Origin of the sequence: Actinomycetospora soli (genome assembly GCF_021026295.1) — a bacterium.
Taxonomy (GTDB): domain Bacteria; phylum Actinomycetota; class Actinomycetes; order Mycobacteriales; family Pseudonocardiaceae; genus Actinomycetospora; species Actinomycetospora soli.
The window spans coordinates 1-23118 of the sequence record NZ_JAJNDA010000010.1; the positions used below are offsets into that span (position 1 = coordinate 1).

20 protein-coding genes and 1 pseudogene are annotated in these 23118 nt (G+C 75.1%); 9 read left to right on the forward strand and 12 right to left on the reverse strand.

Going from position 1 to position 23118, the window contains the following annotated elements; genetic code table 11:
• From LN037_RS17065 to LN037_RS17075, 3 genes and pseudogenes are all read right to left on the reverse strand, one after another.
• Positions 1–134 (reverse strand): annotated as a pseudogene (locus LN037_RS17065) (S-(hydroxymethyl)mycothiol dehydrogenase); the annotation flags it as partial.
• Positions 135–284: 150 nt separating this feature from the next.
• Positions 285–1463, reverse strand: coding sequence for an acetyl-CoA C-acetyltransferase (locus tag LN037_RS17070; protein ID WP_230754746.1), 1179 nt, complete (start codon positions 1461–1463; stop codon positions 285–287).
• Between the two features lie 154 nt (positions 1464–1617).
• Positions 1618–2907, reverse strand: coding sequence for an alpha/beta fold hydrolase (locus LN037_RS17075; RefSeq protein ID WP_230754748.1), 1290 nt, complete (start codon positions 2905–2907; stop codon positions 1618–1620).
• A 253-nt stretch (positions 2908–3160) separates the two neighbouring features.
• On the opposite strand from LN037_RS17075, the gene LN037_RS17080 reads away from it, so the two are divergent.
• Positions 3161–3901: a beta-ketoacyl-ACP reductase gene (locus LN037_RS17080; RefSeq protein WP_230754751.1), complete on the forward strand. Its 741-nt coding sequence runs from the start codon at positions 3161–3163 to the stop codon at positions 3899–3901.
• Here the strand turns inward: LN037_RS17080 and LN037_RS17085 are convergent.
• Positions 3865–4932: an alpha/beta hydrolase gene (locus tag LN037_RS17085; protein WP_230754753.1), complete on the reverse strand. Its 1068-nt coding sequence runs from the start codon at positions 4930–4932 to the stop codon at positions 3865–3867. The two genes, LN037_RS17080 and LN037_RS17085, sit on opposite strands and share 37 nt — an antisense overlap.
• Before the next feature lie 426 nt (positions 4933–5358).
• Here LN037_RS17085 and LN037_RS17090 point away from each other — a divergent pair, with 426 nt between their 5' ends.
• On the forward strand, positions 5359–5967 hold the full coding sequence (locus LN037_RS17090) for a TMEM165/GDT1 family protein (RefSeq protein ID WP_230754755.1): 609 nt from the start codon (positions 5359–5361) through the stop codon (positions 5965–5967).
• 3 nt (positions 5968–5970) lie between these two features.
• On the opposite strand, the gene LN037_RS17095 is transcribed toward LN037_RS17090, so the two are convergent.
• The 4 genes from LN037_RS17095 to LN037_RS17110 are packed head-to-tail and all read right to left on the reverse strand — an operon-like array spanning position 5971 to position 9077.
• The gene (locus LN037_RS17095; protein ID WP_230754757.1) at positions 5971–6765 is read right to left on the reverse strand and encodes a polysaccharide lyase family 20 protein; all 795 of its coding nucleotides are present in this window, start codon (positions 6763–6765) and stop codon (positions 5971–5973) included.
• A gap of 60 nt (positions 6766–6825) precedes the next feature.
• Positions 6826–7062, reverse strand: a complete 237-nt coding sequence (locus LN037_RS17100; RefSeq protein ID WP_230754759.1) for a three-helix bundle dimerization domain-containing protein — start codon at positions 7060–7062, stop codon at positions 6826–6828.
• A gap of 8 nt (positions 7063–7070) precedes the next feature.
• Positions 7071–7958, reverse strand: coding sequence for a glutamate racemase (locus tag LN037_RS17105; protein WP_230754760.1), 888 nt, complete (start codon positions 7956–7958; stop codon positions 7071–7073).
• A gap of 15 nt (positions 7959–7973) precedes the next feature.
• Entirely contained in the window at positions 7974–9077 is a 1104-nt protein-coding gene (locus LN037_RS17110; protein ID WP_230754762.1) for an SDR family oxidoreductase, read from the reverse strand.
• Between the two features lie 100 nt (positions 9078–9177).
• Between LN037_RS17110 and LN037_RS17115 the strand changes: the two genes are divergently transcribed.
• Both LN037_RS17115 and LN037_RS17120 read left to right on the forward strand, forming a co-directional pair.
• Positions 9178–10530 carry an NAD(P)/FAD-dependent oxidoreductase gene (locus LN037_RS17115; protein ID WP_230754764.1) on the forward strand — a complete coding sequence of 451 codons (1353 nt, stop codon included), beginning with the start codon at positions 9178–9180 and terminating at the stop codon, positions 10528–10530.
• A 20-nt stretch (positions 10531–10550) separates the two neighbouring features.
• Entirely contained in the window at positions 10551–11426 is an 876-nt protein-coding gene (locus LN037_RS17120; RefSeq protein WP_230754765.1) for an alpha/beta fold hydrolase, read from the forward strand.
• On the opposite strand, the gene aroQ is transcribed toward LN037_RS17120, so the two are convergent.
• Complete coding sequence (aroQ, locus tag LN037_RS17125; protein ID WP_230754766.1) at positions 11407–11865, reverse strand: type II 3-dehydroquinate dehydratase; 459 nt, start codon at positions 11863–11865, stop codon at positions 11407–11409. The two genes, LN037_RS17120 and aroQ, sit on opposite strands and share 20 nt — an antisense overlap.
• A gap of 140 nt (positions 11866–12005) precedes the next feature.
• Here aroQ and LN037_RS17130 point away from each other — a divergent pair, with 140 nt between their 5' ends.
• A complete protein-coding gene (locus tag LN037_RS17130; RefSeq protein ID WP_230754767.1) occupies positions 12006–12608 on the forward strand; it encodes a response regulator transcription factor in 603 nt (200 codons plus the stop codon).
• A 151-nt stretch (positions 12609–12759) separates the two neighbouring features.
• On the opposite strand, the gene LN037_RS17135 is transcribed toward LN037_RS17130, so the two are convergent.
• Positions 12760–12996 carry a hypothetical protein gene (locus tag LN037_RS17135; protein ID WP_230754768.1) on the reverse strand — a complete coding sequence of 79 codons (237 nt, stop codon included), beginning with the start codon at positions 12994–12996 and terminating at the stop codon, positions 12760–12762.
• A gap of 77 nt (positions 12997–13073) precedes the next feature.
• Between LN037_RS17135 and LN037_RS17140 the strand changes: the two genes are divergently transcribed.
• Entirely contained in the window at positions 13074–14234 is a 1161-nt protein-coding gene (locus tag LN037_RS17140) for a lipase family protein (RefSeq protein ID WP_230754769.1), read from the forward strand.
• A 43-nt stretch (positions 14235–14277) separates the two neighbouring features.
• On the forward strand, positions 14278–15276 hold the full coding sequence (locus tag LN037_RS17145) for a helix-turn-helix transcriptional regulator (protein WP_230754770.1): 999 nt from the start codon (positions 14278–14280) through the stop codon (positions 15274–15276).
• A gap of 149 nt (positions 15277–15425) precedes the next feature.
• Here LN037_RS17145 and LN037_RS17150 read toward each other — a convergent pair whose 3' ends face one another.
• Positions 15426–16976, reverse strand: a complete 1551-nt coding sequence (locus tag LN037_RS17150) for an alkaline phosphatase D family protein (RefSeq protein WP_230754771.1) — start codon at positions 16974–16976, stop codon at positions 15426–15428.
• Between the two features lie 411 nt (positions 16977–17387).
• Here LN037_RS17150 and LN037_RS17155 point away from each other — a divergent pair, with 411 nt between their 5' ends.
• Complete coding sequence (locus tag LN037_RS17155; protein WP_230754773.1) at positions 17388–17741, forward strand: type VII secretion target; 354 nt, start codon at positions 17388–17390, stop codon at positions 17739–17741.
• Here the strand turns inward: LN037_RS17155 and LN037_RS17160 are convergent.
• Positions 17738–19180 (reverse strand): EsaB/YukD family protein, encoded by a 1443-nt coding sequence (locus LN037_RS17160; RefSeq protein ID WP_230754775.1) that lies wholly within the window; start codon positions 19178–19180, stop codon positions 17738–17740. The genes LN037_RS17155 and LN037_RS17160 overlap by 4 nt on opposite strands.
• Here LN037_RS17160 and eccCb point away from each other — a divergent pair.
• The gene (gene eccCb, locus LN037_RS17165) at positions 19173–23114 is read left to right on the forward strand and encodes a type VII secretion protein EccCb (protein ID WP_230754777.1); all 3942 of its coding nucleotides are present in this window, start codon (positions 19173–19175) and stop codon (positions 23112–23114) included. The two genes, LN037_RS17160 and eccCb, sit on opposite strands and share 8 nt — an antisense overlap.
• Positions 23115–23118 lie beyond the last annotated feature (4 nt).

The following is a 23118-nucleotide window of genomic DNA, read 5'->3' on the forward strand; positions in this document are numbered from 1 at the left end:
TCGGTGTGGCACACCCCGCACGCCTGGATCGCGACCACGGCCTCACCGGGACCCGGATCGGGGATCACGATCGTCTCGACGGTGACCGGCTTGCCCTTCTCCCGGGACACCACGCCCCGGACCTCCTGCGGCATTCTTCGCCCTCCACGTCGTCGGCTCATGCGTTCATGCGTGCGCGTGCAGGGTTCCACGTCACGCCGGGCACTACGCAAGGTCTGCGGACGAAAGAACGGGCGGCCACCTCGCGGGGAGGTGACCGCCCGTCCGGGGTCGTGCGGGGTCGATCAGACGTACAGGATCAGACCCGAGCCCTGGCCGCCGCCGCCGCAGAGGCCCGCGGCACCGATCCCGCCGCCGCGGCGCTTGAGCTCGTGCGCGAGGTGGATCGCGATCCGGGCGCCGGACATGCCGACCGGGTGGCCCAGCGAGATCGCGCCGCCGTCGGGGTTGACCCGCGCGGGGTCGACGCCGAGCTCCTCGGTCGACTGCAGCGCGACCGCGGCGAACGCCTCGTTGAGCTCCAGCATCTCGAGCTGGTCGGGCTTGAGGCCCTCCCGCTCGAGCGCCTTGAAGATCGCCCGCGACGGCTGCGAGAGCAGCGAGTTGTCCGGGCCGGCGACCCAGCCGTGGTGGCCGATGCGGGCGAGGATCTCGAGGCCGAGCTCCTTCGCCTTCTTCTCCGACATGACCACCGCGGCCGCGGCGCCGTCGGAGATCTGGGAGGAGGTGCCGGCCGTGATGGCGCCCTCCTTGTCGAACGCCGGGCGCAGCTTGCCCAGGCCCTCGGCCGTGGTGTCGCCGCGGACGCCCTCGTCCTCGGTGACGACCAGGGGGTCACCCTTGCGCTGCGGCACCGACACCGGGGCCAGCTCCGCGTCGAACCGGCCGTTCTTCGCGGCGTCCGCGGCACGCTGGTGCGAGGAGGCGGCGAACTCGTCCATCGCCTCGCGGGTGAGGCCGATCGCCTTCGAGAAGCGCTCGGTCGAGGCACCCATCGACTCGGCGTCGTAGACGTCGGTCAGCGCGTCGTACTCGGTGGCGTCGATGATCTTGCCGCCGCCGTACTTGTAGCCGCGGCGGGCCTTCGGGAGCAGGTACGGCGCCGCCGTCATGGACTCCATGCCGCCGGCGACGACCACGTCGTAGTCGCCCGCCTGGATCATCTGGTCGGCGATCGCGATCGCGTCGAGGCCGGAGAGGCAGACCTTGTTGAGGGTGAAGGACGGTACGGACATCGGGATGCCCGCGTCGGTCCCGGTCTTGCGGGCGGGGTTCTGGCCGGCGCCGGCCTGGATGACCTGGCCCATGATCAGGTACTCGACCTGGTCACCGGAGATGCCGGCCTGCTCGAGCGCCTTCTTGATCGCCGTGGTCCCGAGCTGGTGGGCGGTGAGGTCGGCGTACGCCCCCGAGAGCTTGCCGATCGGCGTGCGGGCGCCGGAGACGATGACGGAGCCGGGCATGGGCTTCCTCCTGGACGTTGTCGGGAGTCTTCGCTGACACGACGTCGGGTGAGGACCGCGACGACCGCCGGAGTCCTCGAACCTACCCGTGTCGGTGCCCACACCCCAGGGGCGAACATGCACCCAAGGCGCGGCACCGCTCACGGGAATCGGTTCAGTCGGAGCTCTTCTTGGAGCCCTTGCGCGTGCCCGTGGAGGTGACTCCCGAGTAGCGCGCGACCTCGGCCATCAGCGGCGGCCACTCCTCGCGCAGCGCCTGGTTGCCCATGAACAGGCCCAGGTGCCCGCCGGGGGCGGTCCGCTTCCACACCTGGTCGGCGGGCGTCGAGACCGCGTCCGCGGCCCGGAACACCTGGACCGGCGGGGTGATGTGGTCGGTCGCGCCGCCGAGCAGGAACAGCGGGCAGGACAGGTCGGCCATGGACAGCCGCTTCCCGCCGACCTCCAGGCGGCCCTCGATGAGCTCGTTGCCGGAGAACAGGTGCTCGACGAGCCAGAGGTAGAACGTGCCGGGCACGTCCTGCGTGTGCTTGAACCAGTCCTCGAAGGCCTGGTAGCGCGCGATCGCGGCCGGGTCGTCGAGGTGGCGCAGCAGGTCGACGTGCTTGGCGATCTCGGCGTCCGGGCTCATCGCGATGAAGCCGTTGAGCACGAACTGGCCGGGCATGTTGCCGCGGCCCATGGCGACCATCGTCCGGTACGGCAGCTTCCCGTAACGGCGGGTCATCACCCGAGACGAGGCCCCGATGGCCGTGTCGCCGGCGTGGAAGTCGATCGGCGCGCCCGCGAGGGTGAGGGTGTTGACCCGCTCGGGGTGCACGCAGGCGTAGATCGTGGAGAGCCACCCGCCCTGGCAGTCGCCGACGAGGTTCACCGACGTGTGGCCGGTGCCCTCCAGCGCGGTGTCCACGGCCCGGTCGACGACGGCGACGTAGTCCTCGATCGTCGTGTTCTTCGTGGCCTGCGTGGCGCCGACCCAGTCGAGGGTGAACGCCTTCGTCAGGCCGGCGCGGCGGACGACCTGCATCTGCGACTGCGTGGGCTGGAAGTCGACGATGCACGAGTCGTGCCCGGCCTGCGGCGGCAGCACGAGGGTCGGCACGACGTCGGTGGCGGGGTCCTCGGGGGAGGTGAAGTCGCGCAGCCGCGCGATCGGGGTCTCCCAGACGACGCGGTGCTCGGTCGACCAGGACGGCCGGCGCCGGCCGAGGACGTGGCCCCACCAGCGGACGGCGTCGTACACCGTGCGGTGCGGGGTCGCGGCCTGCGCGAGCGCCCGGGTCGTCACGTAGGCCCCGCCCTCGACGAGGGCGGTGGTGGCCTTGCGCAGGGTCTCGCCGCGGAAGGTCCGCAGGTAGGCCGCGGGGTCGACCGGGTCGATGGCGGGCGCGTCGGGGGCCTCGGTGGCGCCGTCGGTCACGGAGTGTCCGGTGGTCACGGTCATGGCGGGATTCCTCCTCGGGCAACCGGCGACAGGCGACGGCACCGGCTGCTCGGCGAACCGTAAGTCCGCTAGGCATAGTTCGCAACGAGCCGTCCGGCGGCGCTCGGGCGCGTGGCCTGCGACGAACGGCCGGACCTCGTCACGGGTGTGTCGCAAGACGCATAGATACGTGTGACCGCTGACACCAACGGGCACGTCACCCATCGGTGGGAGCCGCAGGCGATGCGGACGACGACGAGCGAAGGGTGTCGTGATGGCGGACATGACCGGACAGGTCGCCGTGGTGACGGGCGGCGCACGCGGGATCGGCAAGGCGATCTCGGAACGGTTGGCCAACCGGGGCTGCAAGGTCGCGGTGGGCTACTCGAACGGTCGGGACGCCGCGGCCGAGCTGGCCGAGAAGTACCCCGGGATGACGATCCACCAGGGCAACATCGGCAGCCGCGAGGACTGCGAGCGCGTGGTGCAGGAGGTCTACGACCAGCACGGTCGGATCGACATCCTGGTGAACAACGCCGGCATCACCGCCGACAAGATGCTCCACAAGATGGAGGTCGACGACTGGGACAAGGTCATCCAAGTCAACCTGTCGGGCACCTTCTACATGTCCCACCTGGCGTTCCAGCACATGCGGGAACGGGGCAGCGGGCGGATCGTGTCGATCTCCTCGGTGATCGGCGAGCGCGGCAACGCGGGCCAGGCGAACTACGCGGCCACCAAGTCGGGTCTGTTCGGCCTCACGATGTCCCTGGCGATGGAGGGGGCGAAGAAGGGTGTGACGGCGAACTGCGTCGCGCCCGGCTACATCGAGACCGACATGGTCGCCGGGGTCCCGGAGGCCGCCCTCGAGAAGATCGTGGGCCAGGTCCCGCTCGGCCGCCTCGGCCAGCCCGACGAGGTCGCCCGCGTGGTGGAGTTCCTCGCCGACCCCGACTCGGGCTACATCACCGGGCAGGTCTACTCGGTCAACGGCGGGCTCTTCATGTCCTCCTGATCCGCCGGGACGAGCCCGAAGGCCCCGCCGAGCTCGGCGCAGATCTCGTCGAGCGCGGCGGTGGCCGCCCGGCACATGCCGGGGAAGGACATGAAGCCGTGCACGGCCCGCGCGTGGTCGCGGTGCCGGGTCGGCACCCCCGCCGCGCGCAGCGCGTCGGCGTAGGCCACGCCATCGTCGTGCAGGGGGTCGACCTTCGCGGTGATGACGAGCGCGCGGGGCAGGCCGCGGTGGTCCGCGGCGAGCAGCGGGGAGCACAGCGGGTCGGTCGGGTCGCCGTCCGGCCCGAGGTAGTTGGCCCGGAAGACGTCCATGTCGGCCTTGGTCAGCAGCGGCCCGCGTTCGTAGGCCGCGGTCGACTCCGCGTCCAGGGACAGGTCGACGACGGGGTAGATGAGCACCTGCGCGTCGATGGCCGGCCCGGCCTCGCGCGCCATCATCGCGACGACCGCCGCGAGGTTGCCGCCCGCGCTGTCGCCCATCACCGCGACCTGGTCGGTCCGGCCGCCCAGCGCGTCGGCGTGGCGGACCGCCCAGACCAGCGCCGCGTACCCGTCGTCGCGCCCGGCGGGGTAGGGGTGCTCCGGGGCGAGCCGGTAGTCCACGGAGACCACGAGCGCGCCGATCCGCGCCGCCACCTGCGCGCAGAGCCAGTCGGACTGGTCGAGGTTGCCGAGGGACCCGCCCCCGCCGTGGTAGTTCAGGACGATCGGCAGCCCGTCGCCGCGGCGGCGTCCCCCGGGCAGCGGCCCGTGCGGGCGGTACACGCGCAGGGTGGTCGGGGCGTCGGCGTCGGTGGCCCCGGTCGCCCCGGCGAGGTCGACCCGCAGGTCGGTCAGCGAGACGTCCGCGGGCATCGGCCCGAACACCCGCGAGGTGACCACGTTGTGGGAGAGGCGCCGGCTGCGGGCGCGGGCGAGGTCCTCGGTGCTCATGCGGCTGATGGCGATGACCCCGGCCCGGTCGGTGAACCAGGTGAACAGGCGGGTGCGCACGTCGATGTCGACCGGGTGGGTCGCCTGCTCCGTCATCCCGTCTCCCTCGCCTCGTCGCGATGTCGCCGAGTGCCCCGTCCGGCGGTCGACGACGTCATCGTTGGTCCGATCGGGAACGTGACGGAGATCATGTCCGAGCGTGACGTCGCCCCGCCAGCGCAGCGGCACGCCCGATCGTGGGCACGCGGTGACCGGCCGCCGGGGCACGGTGAGCCGCGTCGCGATCCGCCCGACGGGTCGCCGCCGGGCTGCTAGGGTTCTCGGCGACGAGGGGGAGTAGCTCCCAACACCGCGGTCGACACACTGATCGCCGTCGCCGGATCCGTCCGGGGGCGTGCATCCGGTCGCGGCGGCCACCGGCTCCACGGTGGCGGGCGAGACCTTCGGTTCCGATCCGTTGCACGCACGGGTCGGGCCGGAGCCGCCCGTGACTCCGGTCCGGCCGGAGACGAGAGGACCCTCGTGGACCCCTTCGTGGCCACCTTCCTGGCCGCCACGGCCGTCAGCTTCGCCGTCATCTTCGTGGCGGAGCTCGGGGACAAGTCCCAGCTGATGGCGTTGACGTTCGCCACCCGCTACAAGGCGCTCCCGGTCCTGGTCGGGATCACGATCGCGACCGCGGTGGTGCACGCCGTGTCCGTCGGCGTCGGCTACCTGCTCGGTGCGGCGCTCCCGACGTTCTGGATCAGCCTGGTCGCCGCCGTCGCGTTCGTCGGCTTCGGGTTCTGGACCCTGCGGGGCGACCGGCTCACCGCCGACGAGGAGCACAAGGCGGCGCGCTCGAGCGGCTCCGCCGTCGTGGCCGCCTCGGTCGCGTTCTTCCTCGCCGAGCTCGGCGACAAGACCATGCTCGCCACCATCACGCTGGCCACGCAGTACCAGGGCTGGGGTGGCGTGATCGGGGTGTGGCTCGGGTCCACGGTCGGGATGGTGATCGCGGACGGCCTCGCCATCGTGGTGGGCCGCCTGCTGGGGCGGAAGCTCCCGGAGAAGGCCGTCCGGATCGGCGCGGCCGTGCTGTTTTTCGTGTTCGGCGTGTGGCTGGCGGCGGAGGCGTTCCTGACGCGGTGAGGCTCAGGAGCTGGACGCCAGCGACGAGGCCGCCTCGCGGCTCGTCGCGATGACCACGTCGTCGAAGTAGACCGAGCCCTCGTCGGAGATGTCGTCCGACCGGTACAGACCGGTCTTGAGGTACGAGACCTCGTCCGGGTAGAGGGTGCCGCCGCGGGGCCGGTAGTCCGAGACCACCTCGCGCCCGTCGTGGACGACGTCGATGCTGCCCTCGTCGGGGTCGTCGGAGAAGCGGACGCGCAGGACCAGGTCAGACCGGGCGCCGGCGCGGGCCGGGCCGATGTCGCGGGTCCAGTGCTCGCCGATGCCCTCGCCGCCGTCGAGCACGAACCGGCCGCCCCGGACCTGGATCGACAGCGGCGGGCTGCCGTCGCCCGAGTTCTTCCACTGCGCGATGACCTGCCAGTCCGAGGCGTCCACCGGGAACCCCGACGGCAGGTACACCGCGAAGCCGAACCAGTACTCGTCGTCGGGGCGGAAGCTGCGGTACGCGGGCTCGAGCTCGGAGCGGGTGCCGCCCCCGGGCACGGTGTACTCGACCGCGGTGCGGCCCGGGACGTCGGGGGACTCCACCGCGCGCGGGTCCTCGGCGTCGTCGGTGTTCCAGGGCGTGACGCGGTAGGAGTCGAGCACGTCGGCGGTGGTGCCCGACCGCCACACCACGCCCTCCCCGGTCGGCCCCGAGGACGGGCCGCGGCCGGACGAGGAGGTGGGACCGGCGCACCCGGCCGTCACGACGAGCGCGAGGACGGTCCCGAGGACGATCCGCGCGGCGGACGCACGGCGGCTGGGGCTCACCCCGTCAGCGTACGGGCGTGCGGGTGATGCCCCGGTCGCGTCACGGGGCCGGTCCGGGGCTCAGGCGCCGGCGGCGAGCCCGCCCGGTCGGCCGAGCTCCTGCCGCACCCGGCGCTCCACGAGGATCGGCAGGAAGGAATGCACGCGGGCGCCGGCGAGCCGGTCGACGGCCGCGGCGACGGCGCCCCGGACGGCGTCCGGCGCGACCCCCTCGGCGGCCCACCGGGCCACCAGGCGCTCCTCGGTCTCGACGAGGAGGGCGCGATCGTCCCGGGCGGTGGTGGTGGCCTTGGGCATTCCCGTATTCAACGACCGGGGACCGGTCGTGCACCAGAGAACGACTCGTTGCTCACAACCGGTTCCCGGACGGCGGGTGGGAGCAGGTCGATCCCGACCCGACCGCCGGCCGCCAGGGCCGCGCCGACCGGGTACGCCCGAGCCGCGGCGGGCAGCGGGCCCTCGTCGCCGGAGAGCACCACCGACACCCCGGCGGGCTCGGCGTCCGGGCGGGGGGCGAGGCCGAGGCGGCGCAGGGTCTGGCCGGCCACGGCGCCGGCGCTGTCGAACAGGCGCACGCCCGGGAGCGCCGCGGCGATCGCGTCCGAGACCAGCGGGTAGTGGGTGCAGCCGAGCACCACGCCCGTGACGTCGTCCGGTGTGCGCCCCGCCCCGGCGGCCACCGCGTCGGCGATCGCGTCGCGGTCGGCGCTCTCGACCGCCCGCGCCAGCCCCGGGCACGGCACGGCGGTCGCCTGCCCCGGCGCGGCGAAGAGCGCGACGAGGTCGGCCTGGTAAGCGCTCGCGCTGGTCGCCTCCGTGGCCCAGACCCCGAACGGCGCGCCGCTCGCGGCGGCCGGCTTGATCGCGGGGACGGTCCCGACGACGGGGCGGCCCGGCTCGAGCTCGGCGCGCAGCGGCACCAGGGCGTTGACGCTCGCGGTGTTGCACGGCACCACGACGGCGTCCGCGCCGCGGGCGACCGCGAGCCGCGCGGCGTCGAGCACCCGGTCGACGATCCACGCGCCCGGGCGGGAGCCCCAGGGCATGCCCGCCGGGTCCATCAGCAGGTCGAGGTGCGCGTCCGGACGCAGGTGGCGCAGCCAGCCCGCCGTCGGGAGCATGCCGAGACCGGAGTCGATGAGCGCGATGCGCACGCCCGGGAGACGGAGCGGAGCCGCGCTCGACCCATCCACGCCGCGAGGCTACCGCTACACCATCGCGGCGCTGCCGACCTCCGGGTGCGAGCGGAAGAACTCGACCATCGGGCCCACGTGGTCGGCGAAGGTCGGGCACACGACGCCGACCTCCGCGAGCAGCGCGGTCGTCGCGGTCGTGTCGTAGAGCGTCGGGTGGGTGAGGTACTCCAACGTCGACGACGGCACCTGGAACAGCCGTCCGACGCCCGGCACGTGGTCGATCGAGAACGCGGCGAGCGCGGTCGGCATCGGCACCACGCGCAGCCGCCGGCCGCCCTGCCCGGCGAACGCCTCGCACATCTCGGTGACCGTCGGCGGGTCCGGCTGCGCCAGGGCGACGGTCCGTCCGACCGCGCCGCCGTGCCCGGCCAGCGCGGCGATCCCGTCCACGACGAAGTCCGACGGGACCAGGTTGAACGCCACCCGGTCGGCGCCGCGCGGCAGCGGCATGAGCGCCGTCGATCCCTGCCGGAGCAGGAGCTGCAGCACGTAGTACGGGCCGTCGAACTTCTGCGTCCGTCCCGTGGTCGAGTCGCCGACCACCACCGAGGGGCGGTAGATCGTCACCGGCAGGCCCGCGTCCCGCGCCTTCGCGACGACGCGCTCGGCCTCGTGCTTGGTGTGGTCGTAGTGGTTGGCGAACGGCTGGCCGAGCTCGAGGTCGTCCTCGTAGAACAGGCCGTCGTAGCGCCCGGAGACGTAGCAGGTCGAGACGTACTGCAGCCGGCGCAGCCCGGCGCCGTCGGCCGCGCGTCGGGCCAGGTCCACCACGTGGCGCGTGCCGTCGACGTTCACCCGCCAGGCGATCTCCGGGGCGACCGACAGGTCGTACACCGCCGCCAGGTGGAAGATCTCGAGCTGCTCGCCGAGGAGCCGGTCGGCGACCGCCGGATCCAGCCCCAGACCCGCCGTCGTGATGTCCCCGACGACGAGGTCGGTGCGACCGGCGAGCGCGGGCTCGGCGCGTTCGATCTCGGCCAGGGCCTCGCGGGCCCGGCCCAGCCAGCGCTGCTGCACCAGGGCGACCGCGCGCGCAGTGGGATCGCGACGCAGGGTGCGCGGGAGGAGGGCGGAGCCCAGGAAACCGGGGAAACCGGTGAAGAGCACGGCGGTCACGGGAGCAGAGGGTGTCATCTCGGCCCTCGGGGGGCATCTTCCGGCGGATGGGACGTCGCGCACCGCTGCCGGCGTGACGACGCGGTGGAGAGGTGGCGAGATGGCGGAGCGGATCGTCGTGGTCGGGGCGGGGTTCGCCGGGCTGGAGACGGCGAAGCGCCTGGAGAAGGTGCTGCGCCACGAGATCGGGAACGGGTCCGTCGAGGTCGTCCTGGTCGCCCCCAACGACTACATGCTCTACCTGCCGCTGCTGCCGCAGGTCGCCGCCGGGGTGATCACCGCCCAGTCGGTGACGGTGCCGCTCCCGCGCGCGGTGCGGCGCGCGCACCGGCTGCCGGGCACCGTCGTCGGGGTGGACCTGGAGCGGAAGTGCTGCGTGGTCCGCAAGATCTCCGGGGAGGAGGTCGACCTGCCCTACGACCGGCTGGTGCTCGCCCCCGGCAGCGTCACGCGCCAGTTCGACATCCCGGGCCTCGAGGACCACGCCCTGGGCATGAAGAACCTCGCGCAGGCCGCCTACCTGCGCGACCACGTGCTCGCCCAGCTCGAGCTCGCCAACGCGGCCACCGACGACGCCGAGCGGGCGGCCCGCTGCCGCTTCGTCGTGGTCGGCGGGGGCTACGCGGGCACCGAGACCGCGGCCTGTCTGCAGCTGCTCACCGAGTCGGCCCTCAAGCGCTTCCCGCGCCTCGACCCGGGGATGGTGCGCTGGACGCTCGTGGACATCGCGCCCCGCCTGATGCCCGAGCTCGGCAAGCGGCTCGGCGAGCAGGCGCTCGACCTGCTGCGCCGCCGCGGCGTGGAGATCAAGCTCGAGACCGGGGTCCAGGAGGTCACGGACGAGGCGGTCACCTTCACCGACGGCGAGGTCGTGCCCTGTCGGACGCTCGTGTGGACCGCCGGGGTCACCTCCAGCCCGCTGGTGAAGAACCTCGACGTCGAGCTGGTGCGCGGGCGGCTCAAGGTGGGCGCGGACCTGCAGGTCGAGGGGCAGCCGGGGGTGTTCGCGCTCGGCGACTGCGCCGCGGTGCCCGACCTCACCCAGGACGACCCGGAGGCGATCTGCCCGCCGACCGCCCAGCACGCCACGCGGATGGCGACGAAGGCGGCCGACAACGTGGTGGCCTCGCTGCGCGGTGAGCCCCTGACCGACTACAAGCACCACGACCTCGGTCTGGTGGTGGACCTCGGTGGCTCGCAGGCCGTCGCGCACCCGCTCTTCCTGGAGCTCAAGGGGATGCCGGCCCAGGTCGTGACCCGCGGCTACCACCTCTTCGCGCTGCCGCTCATGCGGACGCGGGCGCGGGTGGTGGCCAACTGGATCCTCCACCTGTTCGGCGGCGACGACTTCATCCGCATCGGCTTCCTCGCCGACCGCAAGGCCACGGTCGACGAGTTCGAGGGCACCACCTCGTACCTGACCCGCGACGAGATCCGCGCGCGGGCGTCCTGAGGCCTCCCTAGGCTCGCGGGATGCCCCACCTCGACGACGTCGTCGCGCCCGACGGCACCCGGATCCGCTGGTGGGACAACGGGTGCGTCGGGCGCCCCGCGCCCGACGTCGTGATCTCCAACGGTCTCGGCGCCTCGCCCGCGGCGTGGCCGTGGCTGGGGGGCGACGGGCACCCGTCGTCGGCGACGCCGCGGGCCGTGACCTGGCACCACCGCGGGCTCGGCGGGTCGGAGCGCCCCGCCGACCCGGAGCGGATCACGATCGGCGACCACGTGGACGACATGTTCGCGGTGATGGACGCGGCGGGCATCGACTCGGCCGCGGTGGTGGGCTGGTCGGTCGGGGTGGCGGTCGCCTTCGAGGCGGCCCGCCGGGCCCCGGAGCGGGTCTCGTCGCTGCTGGTGCTCGGCGGCGTCGCGGGCGGCGGGTTCCGCAGCGGACCGTCCTGGGCGCCCGCGTTCCTCTCCCGGGGGATCTCGACGGCGAGCGCGTGGTCGCTGCGGATCGTCGGCCCGCCGGTGGCGGGCCTGATCTCGCTGCTGCCGCGCAGCATGGACGTCGGGGCCGCCACGCCCCTCGCGGCCTTCGCGCCGCCCCCGCTGCAGACGCTCGCCGAGGTCGCGCGGGAGTTCTCCCACCACGACTGGACGTGGTTCTCGCAGATGGTGCTCGCGGCGGGGAAGGAACCGCCGATCCCGGTCGACGCGGTGCGCGTCCCCACGACGGTAATCGCCGGCGAGTTCGACACGATGGCGCCGGTCGAGGACATGGTGGCGCTCGCCGACGCCGTGCCCGGGGCGCGGCTGGTCCGCGTGCCCGGCACGCACTTCGTGCCGCTGCAGTTCCCGGACCTGCTCGCCGCGGAGCTGGACGCGCTCAGGTCCTCGACGCGATGACCCGCAGCGCGAGGTCGTAGCCGAGCGTGCCCGCCCCGGCGATCACCGCGGTCGCCACCGGCGAGACGTAGGAGTGGTGCCGGAAGGGTTCGCGGGCGTGCACGTTCGAGATGTGCACCTCGACGACCGGGCACGGGATCGCCGCCAGCGCGTCGCGGATCGCCACCGAGGTGTGGGTGTACGCGCCGGGGTTGATGACGACGCCCGCGATCCCGTCCATCGCCTCGTGGATCGCGTCGACCAGCACGCCCTCGTGGTTGCTCTGCCGCGCGTCGACCTCGAGGCCGAACTCGACGCCGAGGGCGCACGCCCGGTCGTCGACGTCGGCGAGGGTCTCGGAGCCGTAGACATCGGGCTCGCGTCGCCCGAGCAGGTTCAGGTTGGGCCCGTGGAGCAGGAGTACCCGACGCGGACCTTGCGCTTCACGATTCTGCGACACGGACACTCCAGACGATCACGCAGCGATAACAACAGGGGTGTGATTCGAGGGTCAAGGTCCCGGGCGGGGACGCCGATATGAGGACAGCGCCCACCGAGGGCGGTTCGCCGCTACGAGGCAACACTGGAGACGGAGTCTGTATGAGGACGGTTCTGATCTGCGACGACCGGCGCAGTGTCCGTGAGGGCCTGACCCGTGTCATGTCGGCCGTGCCCGGCGTGCAGCGCATCGACTGCGTGGCGACCCCGGAGGACCTGCTCGCCCGCTACGCCCGCCAGCCGGTCGACGTCGTGTTCATCGGGACGCAGCGCGCGGTCAGCTCGGGCGCGGAGGCCACCCGCCGGCTCGTGACGGCCCACCACCAGGCCAACGTCATCGTCTTCGGCGCGCCCGACGACGCCGGCAGCATCGCCGCCGCGATCGCGGGCGGGGCGCGGGGCTACCTGCGCTGGGACGCCTCGCGGCCCGAGCTGGTCGCCGCGCTCGCGTCGACGACGATGGGCGACGTCTTCCCGGCGCAGCGCCAGTCCTCGGAGCCGGGCGCGGGCATCAACCTCACCGAGCGCGAGATGCAGGTGCTGCGCGGGATGAGCCAGGGCAAGAGCAACGGCCAGATCGGCCGCGAGCTCTACCTGTCCGAGGACACGGTGAAGACCCACGCCCGCCGGCTCTTCCGCAAGCTCTCGGCCTCGGACCGCGCGCAGGCGGTGGCCCAGGGCTTCCGCTGCGGCCTGGTCAGCTGATCGGAGTCGCGACCCCGGTCGTGGACGCGAACCGCCGAGTCGGAGGCGGCGGCATCGCACGGGGACCGGGGGGACACCGACGTCGCGGGGACACCCCCGCGAGCGCGGGAGCACGCCCGACCGGGCAGGGTCCGGGCGTGCTCTCCCGCGATCAGCCGGACAGCGGCCCGACCGTCGCCGCGATGCGGTGGTCGGGGATCTCGGTGCGCGTGCGGCGCGCCGACCCGAACCGGTGGCGGATGCCGTCGGGGCCGGCGAGCCAGCCCTGGTAGGCGTCGAGCCGGTGGTCGAGTCGTTCGCCGTCGTCGGCCACCACGGTGACGACGTACCGGGACTCCCGCTCGAAGCGGTAGCGGGGCGTGGGCGGGGTCTTCACGGGCCTGGCCATCACCCGAGATCGTACGGGCACGGAGGAACCACGGCCGGTGAACACGCGGTCACGATCGGCCTCTAAGGTCCCCGATCGTGCTCCGAAGGCTGGTGACCCTGGTCACCGCTCTGCTCCTGACGCCGATCGGACTCGCCCGGGCGGCGGAACCCGCGGGGTTCTACGACCCGCCGTCTTCGCTGCCGGGGCAGAACGGCGACGTGATCCGCTCGGAGCCGGTCGGCACGCCGACGGTGCCCGCGCGCGGCACCCGCGTGCTCTACCGCAGCACCGACACCTCCGGCCGCCCGATCGCGGTCAGCGGTGTCGTGCTGCGCCCGCTCGCGCCGGCCAACGGGCGCCTGATCAGCTACGCGGTCGGCACGCAGGGCATCGCCGACCGGTGCGCGCCGTCGCGCCAGTTCCCGGCGGGCACCGAGTACGAGGCGGCCTTCGTCGGCGGCCTGCTCGCCCGCGGCTACACCGTCGCCGTCACCGACTACCAGGGGCTCGGCACGCCGGGCGTCCACACGTACGTCAACCGGCTCGCGCAGGGCCACGCGGTGCTCGACGCGGCACGCGCCGCGAAGAAGCTGGGCAGCGTCCCGGTCGACGCGCCGACCGCGATCGCCGGGTACTCCCAGGGCGGTGGGGCCTCCGCATCGGCGGCCGAGCTCGCGCCGTCCTACGCCCCCGACGTGCAGCGCACCCTGGTCGGCGCCTACGCCGGCGCCGTGCCCGCGGACCTGGCCGCCACCGGCACCTTCCTCGACGGCAAGCCCGCCGCCGGGCTCGTCGGGTACGCGCTCAACGGGTTCGACGCCGCGTACCCCGACCTGCGGGTGCCCGACCAGCTGAACGCGGCCGGGAAGCGGTTGCTCGCCGAGACCCGCGAGCAGTGCGTCGGCGACACGGTCGTGCGCTATCCCGGCCTGCGGTCGCCGACCCTCACCGCCGACGGCAGCACGCTCGCGCAGATCCTCGCCCGCGAGCCGTTCCGCAGCCGCGTCGAGCAGCAGCGCATCGGCACGATCGCCCCGCGGGTGCCGGTGCTCGTCGTGCACTCCGTCGCCGACGACATCGTGCCGTTCGAGCAGGACGCGACGATGGTGCGGAACTGGTGCGCGAAGGGGGCCGCGGTGCAGTTCCTGCCGCTGCCGGTGCCGACGCACGTGGCCGGCGCGGCGGCCGGGTTCCCGCCCGCGCTCGCGTTCCTCGAGGCGCGCTTCGCGGGTCGGGCCACGCCGGTCACCTGCTGAGAGGCGGTCGGGTCCCGACCGCCTCCTGCGGCAGGATTCCTCTGTGCTCGAGACCTCGGCCCGCCTGCTGCGTCTGCTCTCGCTGCTCCAGACCCGACCCGAGTGGTCCGGCCCGGAGTTGGCGGAGCGGCTCGGCATCTCGGTGCGCACGGTGCGCCGCGACGTGGAGAAGCTGCGGAGTCTGGACTACCCGGTCGAGGTCGACCTCGGCCCGACCGGCGGGTACCGGCTGGGCGCGGGCGCCGCGCTGCCGCCGCTGCTCCTCGACGACGAGGAGGCGGTCGCGGTCGCGGTGAGCCTGCAGACGGCGGGCGGGGCGGGGATCGCCGGTCTCTCCGAGACCGCCGTCGGCGCGATGGTGAAGCTCGAGCGGATCCTCCCCGAGCGGTTGCGACGGCGGGTCGGGGCGGTCGGGGTGTCCACGGTGGCACCGATGCGGGCGACGCCGTCGGTCGACCCGGCGACGCTGGTGGCCGTCGGCGGGGCCTGTCGGGACCGGCGGGTGCTCGACCTGGACTACACCGCGCACGACGGCACGGGGACACGGCGGCGGGTCGAGCCCCACCACCTCGTCGCCTGGGGCCGGCGCTGGTACCTGCTCGCCTACGACCTCGGCCGCGACGACTGGCGCACGCTGCGCCTCGACCGCGTGGTCCCGCGGGTGGCCCCGGACGGGCTCGCGACCGGTCCGCGGTTCGTGCCGCGGGAGGTCCCGGGCGGCGACCCCGCGGAGTACGTGGCGTCGAAGGTCCGCGACGTGCGGCCCGTGCGGTGCCGGGCCCGGGTGCACGCCACGGTCGACGAGGTCCGGGCCCGGATCTGGACCGACCAGGTGGGCCTGGACGACCTCGGCGACGGCACGTGCCGGGTCCGGCTCGCGGGCGACGACGTGCACGGGGTCGCCGTCGTCCTCGCCGCGCTGGGGTTCGAGTTCGAGGTCGAGGAGCCCGCCGAGCTGGGCACCGCACTGCGCGGGATGGCCGGACGCTGCGGACGCGCCGCAGATTCGTCGCCGCGGGGTGTTGCGCCCCGCCCGAGTTAGGCTAGGCTCACCTCAGCGAGATCGAGAGCACGACGATCCGCTCACGAACCGGCCGCGAGGGTGTTGTGGTGGCGCCCGAGGTGGCTGCGCAAGAGGAGGGCGCCGGGCTCGAGGGACGAGCCCGGCGCCGTCCTCGCCATCGTAACCCCTCAGGCGGGTCGCAGGCCCGGTGAGCGGTCGGCCACCGTGAAGGCCGCGGCCGTGCGCACGGGGGCACCCGGCGTCGACACCCGGTCGACCACCCGGACGGCGGTGCGCATGACGTCCGCCTCGAAGCGCGCCGTCAGGTAGCCGCGCCGGTCGGACCCGAAGCGGATGTGCGGGTTCTCCGCCAGCGCCTCGGTGACCTCCGCGGGGCTGTCCGCGCCGTCGCCGCCCGAGGTGATCGAGCTCGACACCAGCTCGGTGCCGACCACCGGGGAGCTCGGGTCGCCGGAGCGGGCCGGCACGTCGGCCACGTACTGGGTGTGGATGTCGCCGGAGAGCACGACCGCGTTGCGCACCCGAGCCTCCTGCCACGCCGCGACGATCCGGTCGCGCTCCACCGCGTAGCCGTCCCAGGCGTCCGGGTTGAAGCCGCGCGGCGGTCCGGGCACGAGGTCGAGCGCGGAGAAGAACACCTGCTGGCCGAGCACGTCCCACCGGGCGCGCGAGCGCCGGAAGCCGTCGACGAGCCAGCGCTCCTGGGCGCCGCCGGTCAGCGTGCGCCGCGGGTCGGTCAGCTCGGCGCAGTCGCTCGGGTAGGTGTCGCCGCAGGCCTGGTCGTCGCGGTACTGCCGGGTGTCGAGCATGTGGAACGTGGCCGTGTCGCCCCACGACAGGCGGCGGTAGCACCGGATCGACGAGCCCCGCGGCCGCTGCGCCGGTCGCACCGGCATGTTCTCGTACCAGGCCCGGAACGCCGCGGCCCGGCGCTGCAGGAACGCCGGGTCGGGCTTCTCGGGGACGTCGCCGGCCCAGTTGTTGGACACCTCGTGGTCGTCGAACACGCTGATCCACGGGGCGGCCGCGTGCGCGGCCTGCAGGTCGGCGTCGGCGTGGTGGTAGGCGTAGCGGGTGCGGTAGCCGGCGAGGTCGCGCGGCTCGGGGGTGTCGTAGCTGCGCGGGTTGCCGCTCGGGGCCCGGTACGTGCCCGCCGCCTCCTCGTACAGGTAGTCGCCGAGGAACAGGACGACGTCGGGCTGCTCCTCGGCCATGTGGCGGTAGGCCGTGAAGTACCCGTGCTCGTACATGGCGCAGGAGGCGAAGGCGATGGTCAGCGGGTTCACGCCCCGGGCGGGGGCGGTCCGGGTGACCCCGACCGGCGAGATGCGGCCCCGCGCGCCGAACCGGTAGAAGAACGTGCCGCCCGCGGGGAGCCCGCGCGGTTCGACGTGCACCGCGTACCCGTCCTCCGGGCCGGTGCGGGTACGTCCGGCGGCGCGGACACGGGTGAAGCGCTCGTCGTCGGCGACCTGCCAGTCGACGTCGACGGCGCGCTCGGTCATCCCGCCGTCGGGCCGCTTCGGGTCGCGGGCGAGGCGGGTCCAGAGCACGACCCCGTCGGGCGTGGGGTCACCGGAGGCGACCCCGAGGGTGAAGACCTCGCCGGCGGCGGGAGCCGCGAGCGCGCGCGGGACGGTGAGGCTGCTGGTGGCCGCGGCGGCGAGCGCGGCGGCGCCCCCGAGCAGGACGGCCCGCCGTGTGGTGGTGGGGGACACCGCTGCATGGTCGCCCGGTCGTGGGTGCAGCCGGATGGCCCGCGTGCGACGTCCGGACGAGCGTCGGGTGTCGGCGCGGAGACCGATCCGGACGAATGTCGCGCGACGAGCACATCAGGCAGGTCCCGCGGCCCGTCGGGACGCCTGGTGTCGCTCTCGCGCCGGACGGAGCGGTCGTCGGGTTCGCCTCGCCCGCCTTGTCGCGGGTTGCACCCCTCGACCGGCTGCCTTGTCGCAGTTGTTCACAACGACAAGGTGGGCGCCGCGCGCCGGGAGGCCACGACGAGGTCGGCGGAACGGTGAGCACCCACCGGTCTCCGGAGCCCGACTTCTCCCGAACGACACCCACGGCCCGCGTCGCCCTCCTACCGTCGGGACGTCGATCGACACCGACCGTCCAGGAGGCCGCGCATGTCCCAGCCGTTCGACGCCGACACCGCCGCGATGCGTGCGGGGGCGGGCCGGCTCTCGACGGCCGGGAGCGGGTTCGCGACGGCGGGGGCGCAGGCGGCCGGGGCGGCGGGCTCGGCCGGCGGCGGGGTGAACGGCGGTGGCCTCGCGGGCGCGTTGGCCGCCCTCGGGGCGGAGCTGCAGAGCCGCACGCAGGAGCTGGCGGACGCCGCCGCCGCCGCGGCGGGGAACGTCGTCACCGCCGCGGGGAACTACGAGTCGGCCGACACCGGTGCGGCCGGCGCGCTCGACGGCACGGTGCAGGGCGGTGGCGGGGCCGGTTCCGACGCCGCCGCGGGCCGGACGGTCCGCTAGAAGCGCGCCCCGGCGTCGGCAGCGGCGGCGTAGATGCCCAGGACCCCGGCCAGCAGCGGCAGCACGCACACCGCGACACCGGTCTCGAACCATCCCAGCAACCGCTGCGTGCGGGGTCGGCGCCACCAGGCCGCGACGCCGTCGTCGGTGAGCTCGGCGGTCCGCAACGCCCCGCCGAGCCCGACGAGCCCGCCGATCACGGCGACGGCGACGGCGGCGACCACCGCCCGCCCGGCCGGACCGCCCGTGAGCACCACCGCCCACGCGACGCCCGCGAGGCCCACCACGCCCGCCCCGACGGCCGCGGCGGACTCGCCCACGAACACCGACCGCCGTGCCCGCAGCACCGCCGTCACGGACACGGCCGTGCAGAAGCCGAGGACGATGCCGCCGCCGGACGAGGTCGCCAGCACCCACAGCCCCACCGCCGCGGCGGTGCTGCCCGCGAGCACCGCCAGGTCGAGGGTCCGGCGGGTCGCCGCGGCGTGGTCGACGAGGTGCTCGGCGTCCTCCCGCGGCTCGATCCACGTGCGGCTGCGGGTGACGATCCACGGCAGCGCCACGAGCAGCACCAGCCACAGCGTGAGCGCCACCGCGACCGCGCGCGGGGCCGGGAGCACCCCGCCCGCCACGAGCGCCGACGGCAGCGAGAACCCGGCCCCGAGCGCGCCCGCCGCGGCCCACCAGGACCCGCGTTCCCCGACCACCAGCCACGCCGAGGCCGCCCCCACCGCGAGCGCCGACCCCGCGAGCGTCAGCACGAGCGGCAGGCCGCCGCGCGCCACGAGGCCGCCTGCGACCCCGGCCGCGGTCCACGCCGTGAGCGACGCGAGCCCTGCTCCCAGCGTCGGCAGGTCGTCGCCCGGGGGCGGGCCGTCGAGCGGGACGGTGGCCCGGGTCCGACGCTGCAGCGCGGCGAGGCCGAGCAGCATGCCCGCGAGCGCCAGCGGCACGAGCGGGCCGCCCGGCACCGCCAGCGACAGCGACGCCCCGACCGCCGCGACGACGACGAGCAGCACGGTGACGAGCACCCCGACGCCGCGCACGGTCCACCGCGGCACCTGCCCCGCGCCCTCGGCGAGGGCGACGAGGCCGTCGTCGACCGGCTGCGCCGGGCGCGGCATCGGCCAGGGCCCCAGGTGCAGCACGTCGCCGTCGCGCACCCCCGCGGCCGCCAGCGAGATCCCGGGCGGCATGGGCCCCGCCCCGGTGCGGTGCAGGTACCAGGGACGACCGTCCGCGCCGCGCACCAGCGGCGCGCCGGGCAGCAGCCGGGCCGCGAGCTCGTCGACGACCTCCGCCACGGTGGCCCCCGCCGGCAGCGCGGCGTCCACCGCCCCCTCCGGGCCGCGGACCCGCACCGTGCACCAGGAGCCGTCGTCGCCCGGGCCGTCCCACGAACCGGTCGCGGGCGGGGAGGGCTGACGGGCCATGGCCATGAACGACATCCTCGTCCACCGACCCCCGCGCAGTGGGCCGGTTCGACCAACTCCCGCACCCGTCCGTCTCGTCGACCCGCCCGCCTCGAGCGGCGGTGGACCGCCCACACCGTGGACCTCCGCGCTGTTCCCGCTGCTGGGCAGCGGCGGCATCCTGGTCGTCGCGATCGTCAACCGGAACCCGATCTACTTCCTCGCCGGCGGCATCTTCGTGCTCGGCGCGCTCGGCATGGGCGTGCTGATGTTCCTGCAGACCCGCGGCCGGTCCCGCGAGCAGGGCACCGACGCCCGGTTGCGCTACGTCGCCCACCTCGCCGCGGTCCGGGGCGAGCTCCGGGCCGCGGCCGACGACCAGCGCCGCGTCGCCGAGGAGCAGCACCCCGACCCGCCGTCGCTGGTCGGGTTCCCGGACCGTGCCGAACGGCTCTGGGAACGGCGCCCCGACGACCCCGACTTCCTCGTGCTGCGCGTGGGCCGCGGCCGCGTGCCGGGCGTCGCCGCGCCCGTGCTCGCCGACGCCGACCCCAGCGAGCCGCGCGACCCGGGCACCCAGGCCGCGGCCCGCCGACTCGTCGAGCGCCTCGGGCCGGTGTCGGACGTGCCGGTCGCGGTCCCGCTGCGCGGCGCGGTGGCCGTCGTCGGCGACCCCGCCCGTGGCCGCGCCCTGGCCCGCGCCATGCTCGCCCAGCTCGCGGCGCTGCACGCCCCCGACGACGTCCGCGTCGCCGTCTGCTGCCCCGACGGCCCGGACGCGTCGGACGCCCGCGCCGCGTGGGACTGGGTCAAGTGGCTGCCCCACGCGCGGCACCCCGCGGGCGGCGGGGCCGACGGCACCGGCCTGCTGGCCGCCGAGGACGCGGAGGGGCTGCGGCACCTGCTCGACGCCGAGCTCGCCCGGCGGCGCTCGGGAGCTCGACCCGGGGGGCCGGCGGCCGGACCGGCGCTCGTCGTCCTCGTCGACGGCGCGCTCCCGGTGCCCGACCCGCTCGGCGACCTGCCCGCGCTCGGCGTCGGGGTCCTCCACGTCGTGACCGACCCGCTGGACCGCCCGGCGGCGGCCGAGGTCACGGTGCACGTCGGGGACCGGCCCGGCCTCGAGGTCCGCCGCGGCCGGGACGGGAGCCCGCCGCCCGCGCTGGCGCCGCTCGCCGTCGTGACCGGGCTCGTGCCCGACGTGCTGGGCCTCGCCGAGGCGGAGACGCTCGCGCGGCGGCTGACCCCGATGCGGCTCTCGCGGCGGGCCGGGCGCGGGGCGCTCGCCGAGGTCAACGGGCTGGCCGACCTCCTGGGCGTGGACGACGTCGCCGCCCTCGACCCCGCGGTCACGTGGCGGCGCCGCCCGGAGTCCGAGCTGCTGCGCGTGCCGCTCGGGGTGGACGCCGACGGGGCGCCGGTCGAGCTCGACCTCAAGGAGGCGGCGCTCTCCGGGATGGGTCCGCACGGCCTCGTCGTCGGCGCGACCGGGTCGGGGAAGTCGGAGCTGTTGCGCACGCTCGTCACCGGTCTCGCCGCCACGCACCCGCCGGACGACCTCGCGCTCGTCCTCGTCGACTACAAGGGCGGCGCGACGTTCGCGGGGATGGCGACGCTGCCGCACGTCGCGGGCTCGATCACCGACCTGGAGGACGACCCGGAGACCGTCGAGCGGTTCGGCGACGCGTTGCGCTCCGAGCTGCGCCGCCGCGAGCAGCTGCTGCGCGACGCCGGGAACCTGACCGGGATCCGGGAGCACCGCCGGCTGCGGCTCGCGCGCCCCGAGGCGGTGCCCGTGCTGCCGCACCTGCTCGTGGTCGTCGACGAGTTCTCCGAGCTGCTCACCGCGCAGCCGGACTTCATCGACCTGTTCGTGCAGGTCGGGCGGGTCGGCCGGTCGTTGGGGGTGCACCTGCTGCTCGCCACGCAGCGGCTCGAGGAGGGGAGGCTGCGGGGGCTGGACTCGCACCTGTCCTACCGGCTCGCGCTGCGCACGTTCTCCGCGGCCGAGAGCCGCACCGTCATCGGCAACACCGACGCCTTCGACCTGCCCCCGGTCCCGGGCTCGGCGTACCTCAAGGTCGACACCAGCGTGTACCGGCGGCTGCGGGTCTCCACGGTGTCCGCGCCGTACGTCGAGCCGGTGCGCGGCGTGGTGCGGCACTCGCACGCCCGGGTGTTCCGCGCCTTCGACGGGCGCGGCGAGGTCGCCGAGACGATGCCGGCGCTCGGTCTGGACCTGTCCGACCCCGAGCAGCGATCCACGCTCGACGTCGTCGTCGACCGGCTGCGCGCGGCCGCCGAGCCCGTGCACCAGGTGTGGCTGCCGCCGCTGCCGACGGCGCTGCCGCTGACCGCGGTGCTGCCCCGCCCGGCCCTCACCGCGGGGCACGGCCTGCTCGCACCGCGGCCCGGGCCGCTCACGGTCGGGCTGGGGGTGGTCGACCGGCCGGACCGGCAGGCGCAGGAACCGCTGGTGGTCGACCTGTCCGGCACCGGCGGCCACCTCGGCGTCGTCGGCGCGCCCCGCACGGGCAAGAGCACGGCGCTGCGCACGCTGGTCACGGCGGCCGCGCTGACGCACACCCCGGCCGAGCTGGTGGTCTACGCGATCGACCTCGGCGGCGGGTCGCTGTCCGCGCTGGAGCGGTGGCCGCACGTCGGGGGCGTCGCGGGCCGGCAGCGCCCGGAGGTGGTGCGCCGGCTCGTCGCGCAGCTCGAGACGCTCGTGGCGGCGCGGGAGCGCTCCTTCGCCGAGCGCGGCGTCGAGTCGATGGCGGAGCTGCGCGAGCGCCCGTCCACGGCGGTCGCCGTGGTCGACCGGGAGCCCGACGTCCTGCTCCTGGTCGACGACTGGGGCGCCCTGCGGGCGGAGTTCGAGGACCTCGAACCGCGTCTGACCGCGCTCGCGGCCCGCGGGCTCGGCTACGGGCTGCACCTCGTGGTGACCGCGGGCCGGTGGTGGGACATGCGGCCGGCGCTGCGCGACGCGCTCGGGACCCGGATCGAGCTGCGGCTGGGCGACGCCGCCGACTCCGTGATCGACCGTCGCGCCGCTCGCAGCGTCCCGACGACGCCGGGCCGTGCGCTGGTCGGGGCGGGCTTCAAGGCGCAGCTCGCGCTGCCGGTGATCACGGACGAGGCCGGCTGCACCGAGGACGCGGCCACCACCGCCACCCGGGCCGCCGCCGGCTGGTCCGGACCCGCGGCGCCGCCGATCCGGATGCTGCCCCCGCTCGTCCCGCTGGCCGGCCTGCCCCCGGGCGCGCTCGGGCTGCGCGAGAGCGACCTCGGGCCGCTCCCGCTCGACCTCCTCGGCGGGCGGGACCCGCACCTGCTCGTCCTCGGCGACGCCGGGTCGGGGCGCACCGCGGCCCTGCGCGCGGTGATCGCCGCCCTGTGCGCCGCGCACCCGCCGGAGGAGCTGCGGGTGGTCGTCGTCGACTACCGCCGCACGCTGCTCGACGCGGTGCCGCCGGAGCACCTGTCGGTGTATCTCGGCTCGGCGCCCGCGGCGGCGGAGACCCTGCCCGCGGCCGCCGCCAAGGTGGCCGCCCGGCTGCCCGGCCCCGACGTCACCCCGGCCCGGCTGCGGGCGCGCGACTGGTGGGACGGCCCGCACATGCTCGTCGTGGTCGACGACCACGACCTCGTGGCCACGCCGGGCGGTGACCCCCTCGCGGCGCTGCTCGACCTGCTGCCGCAGGGCCGGGACATCGGACTGCACGTGGTGCTCGCGCGGTCCGCGTCCGGGGCGTCGGCGGCGATGATGCAGCCGGTGCTGCGGCGGCTGCGCGAGCTCGGCGGTCCGGGGCTGCTGCTCTCCGGGCCGCGCGACGAGGGCACGCTGCTGCACGGGGTGCGGGCGACGGATCTCCCGCCGGGCCGGGCGCAGTACGTCACGCGGCGGGCGGACCCGGAGCCCGTGCAGATCGGGTGGGTGCCGGAGGCCGACGGGTGAGTCG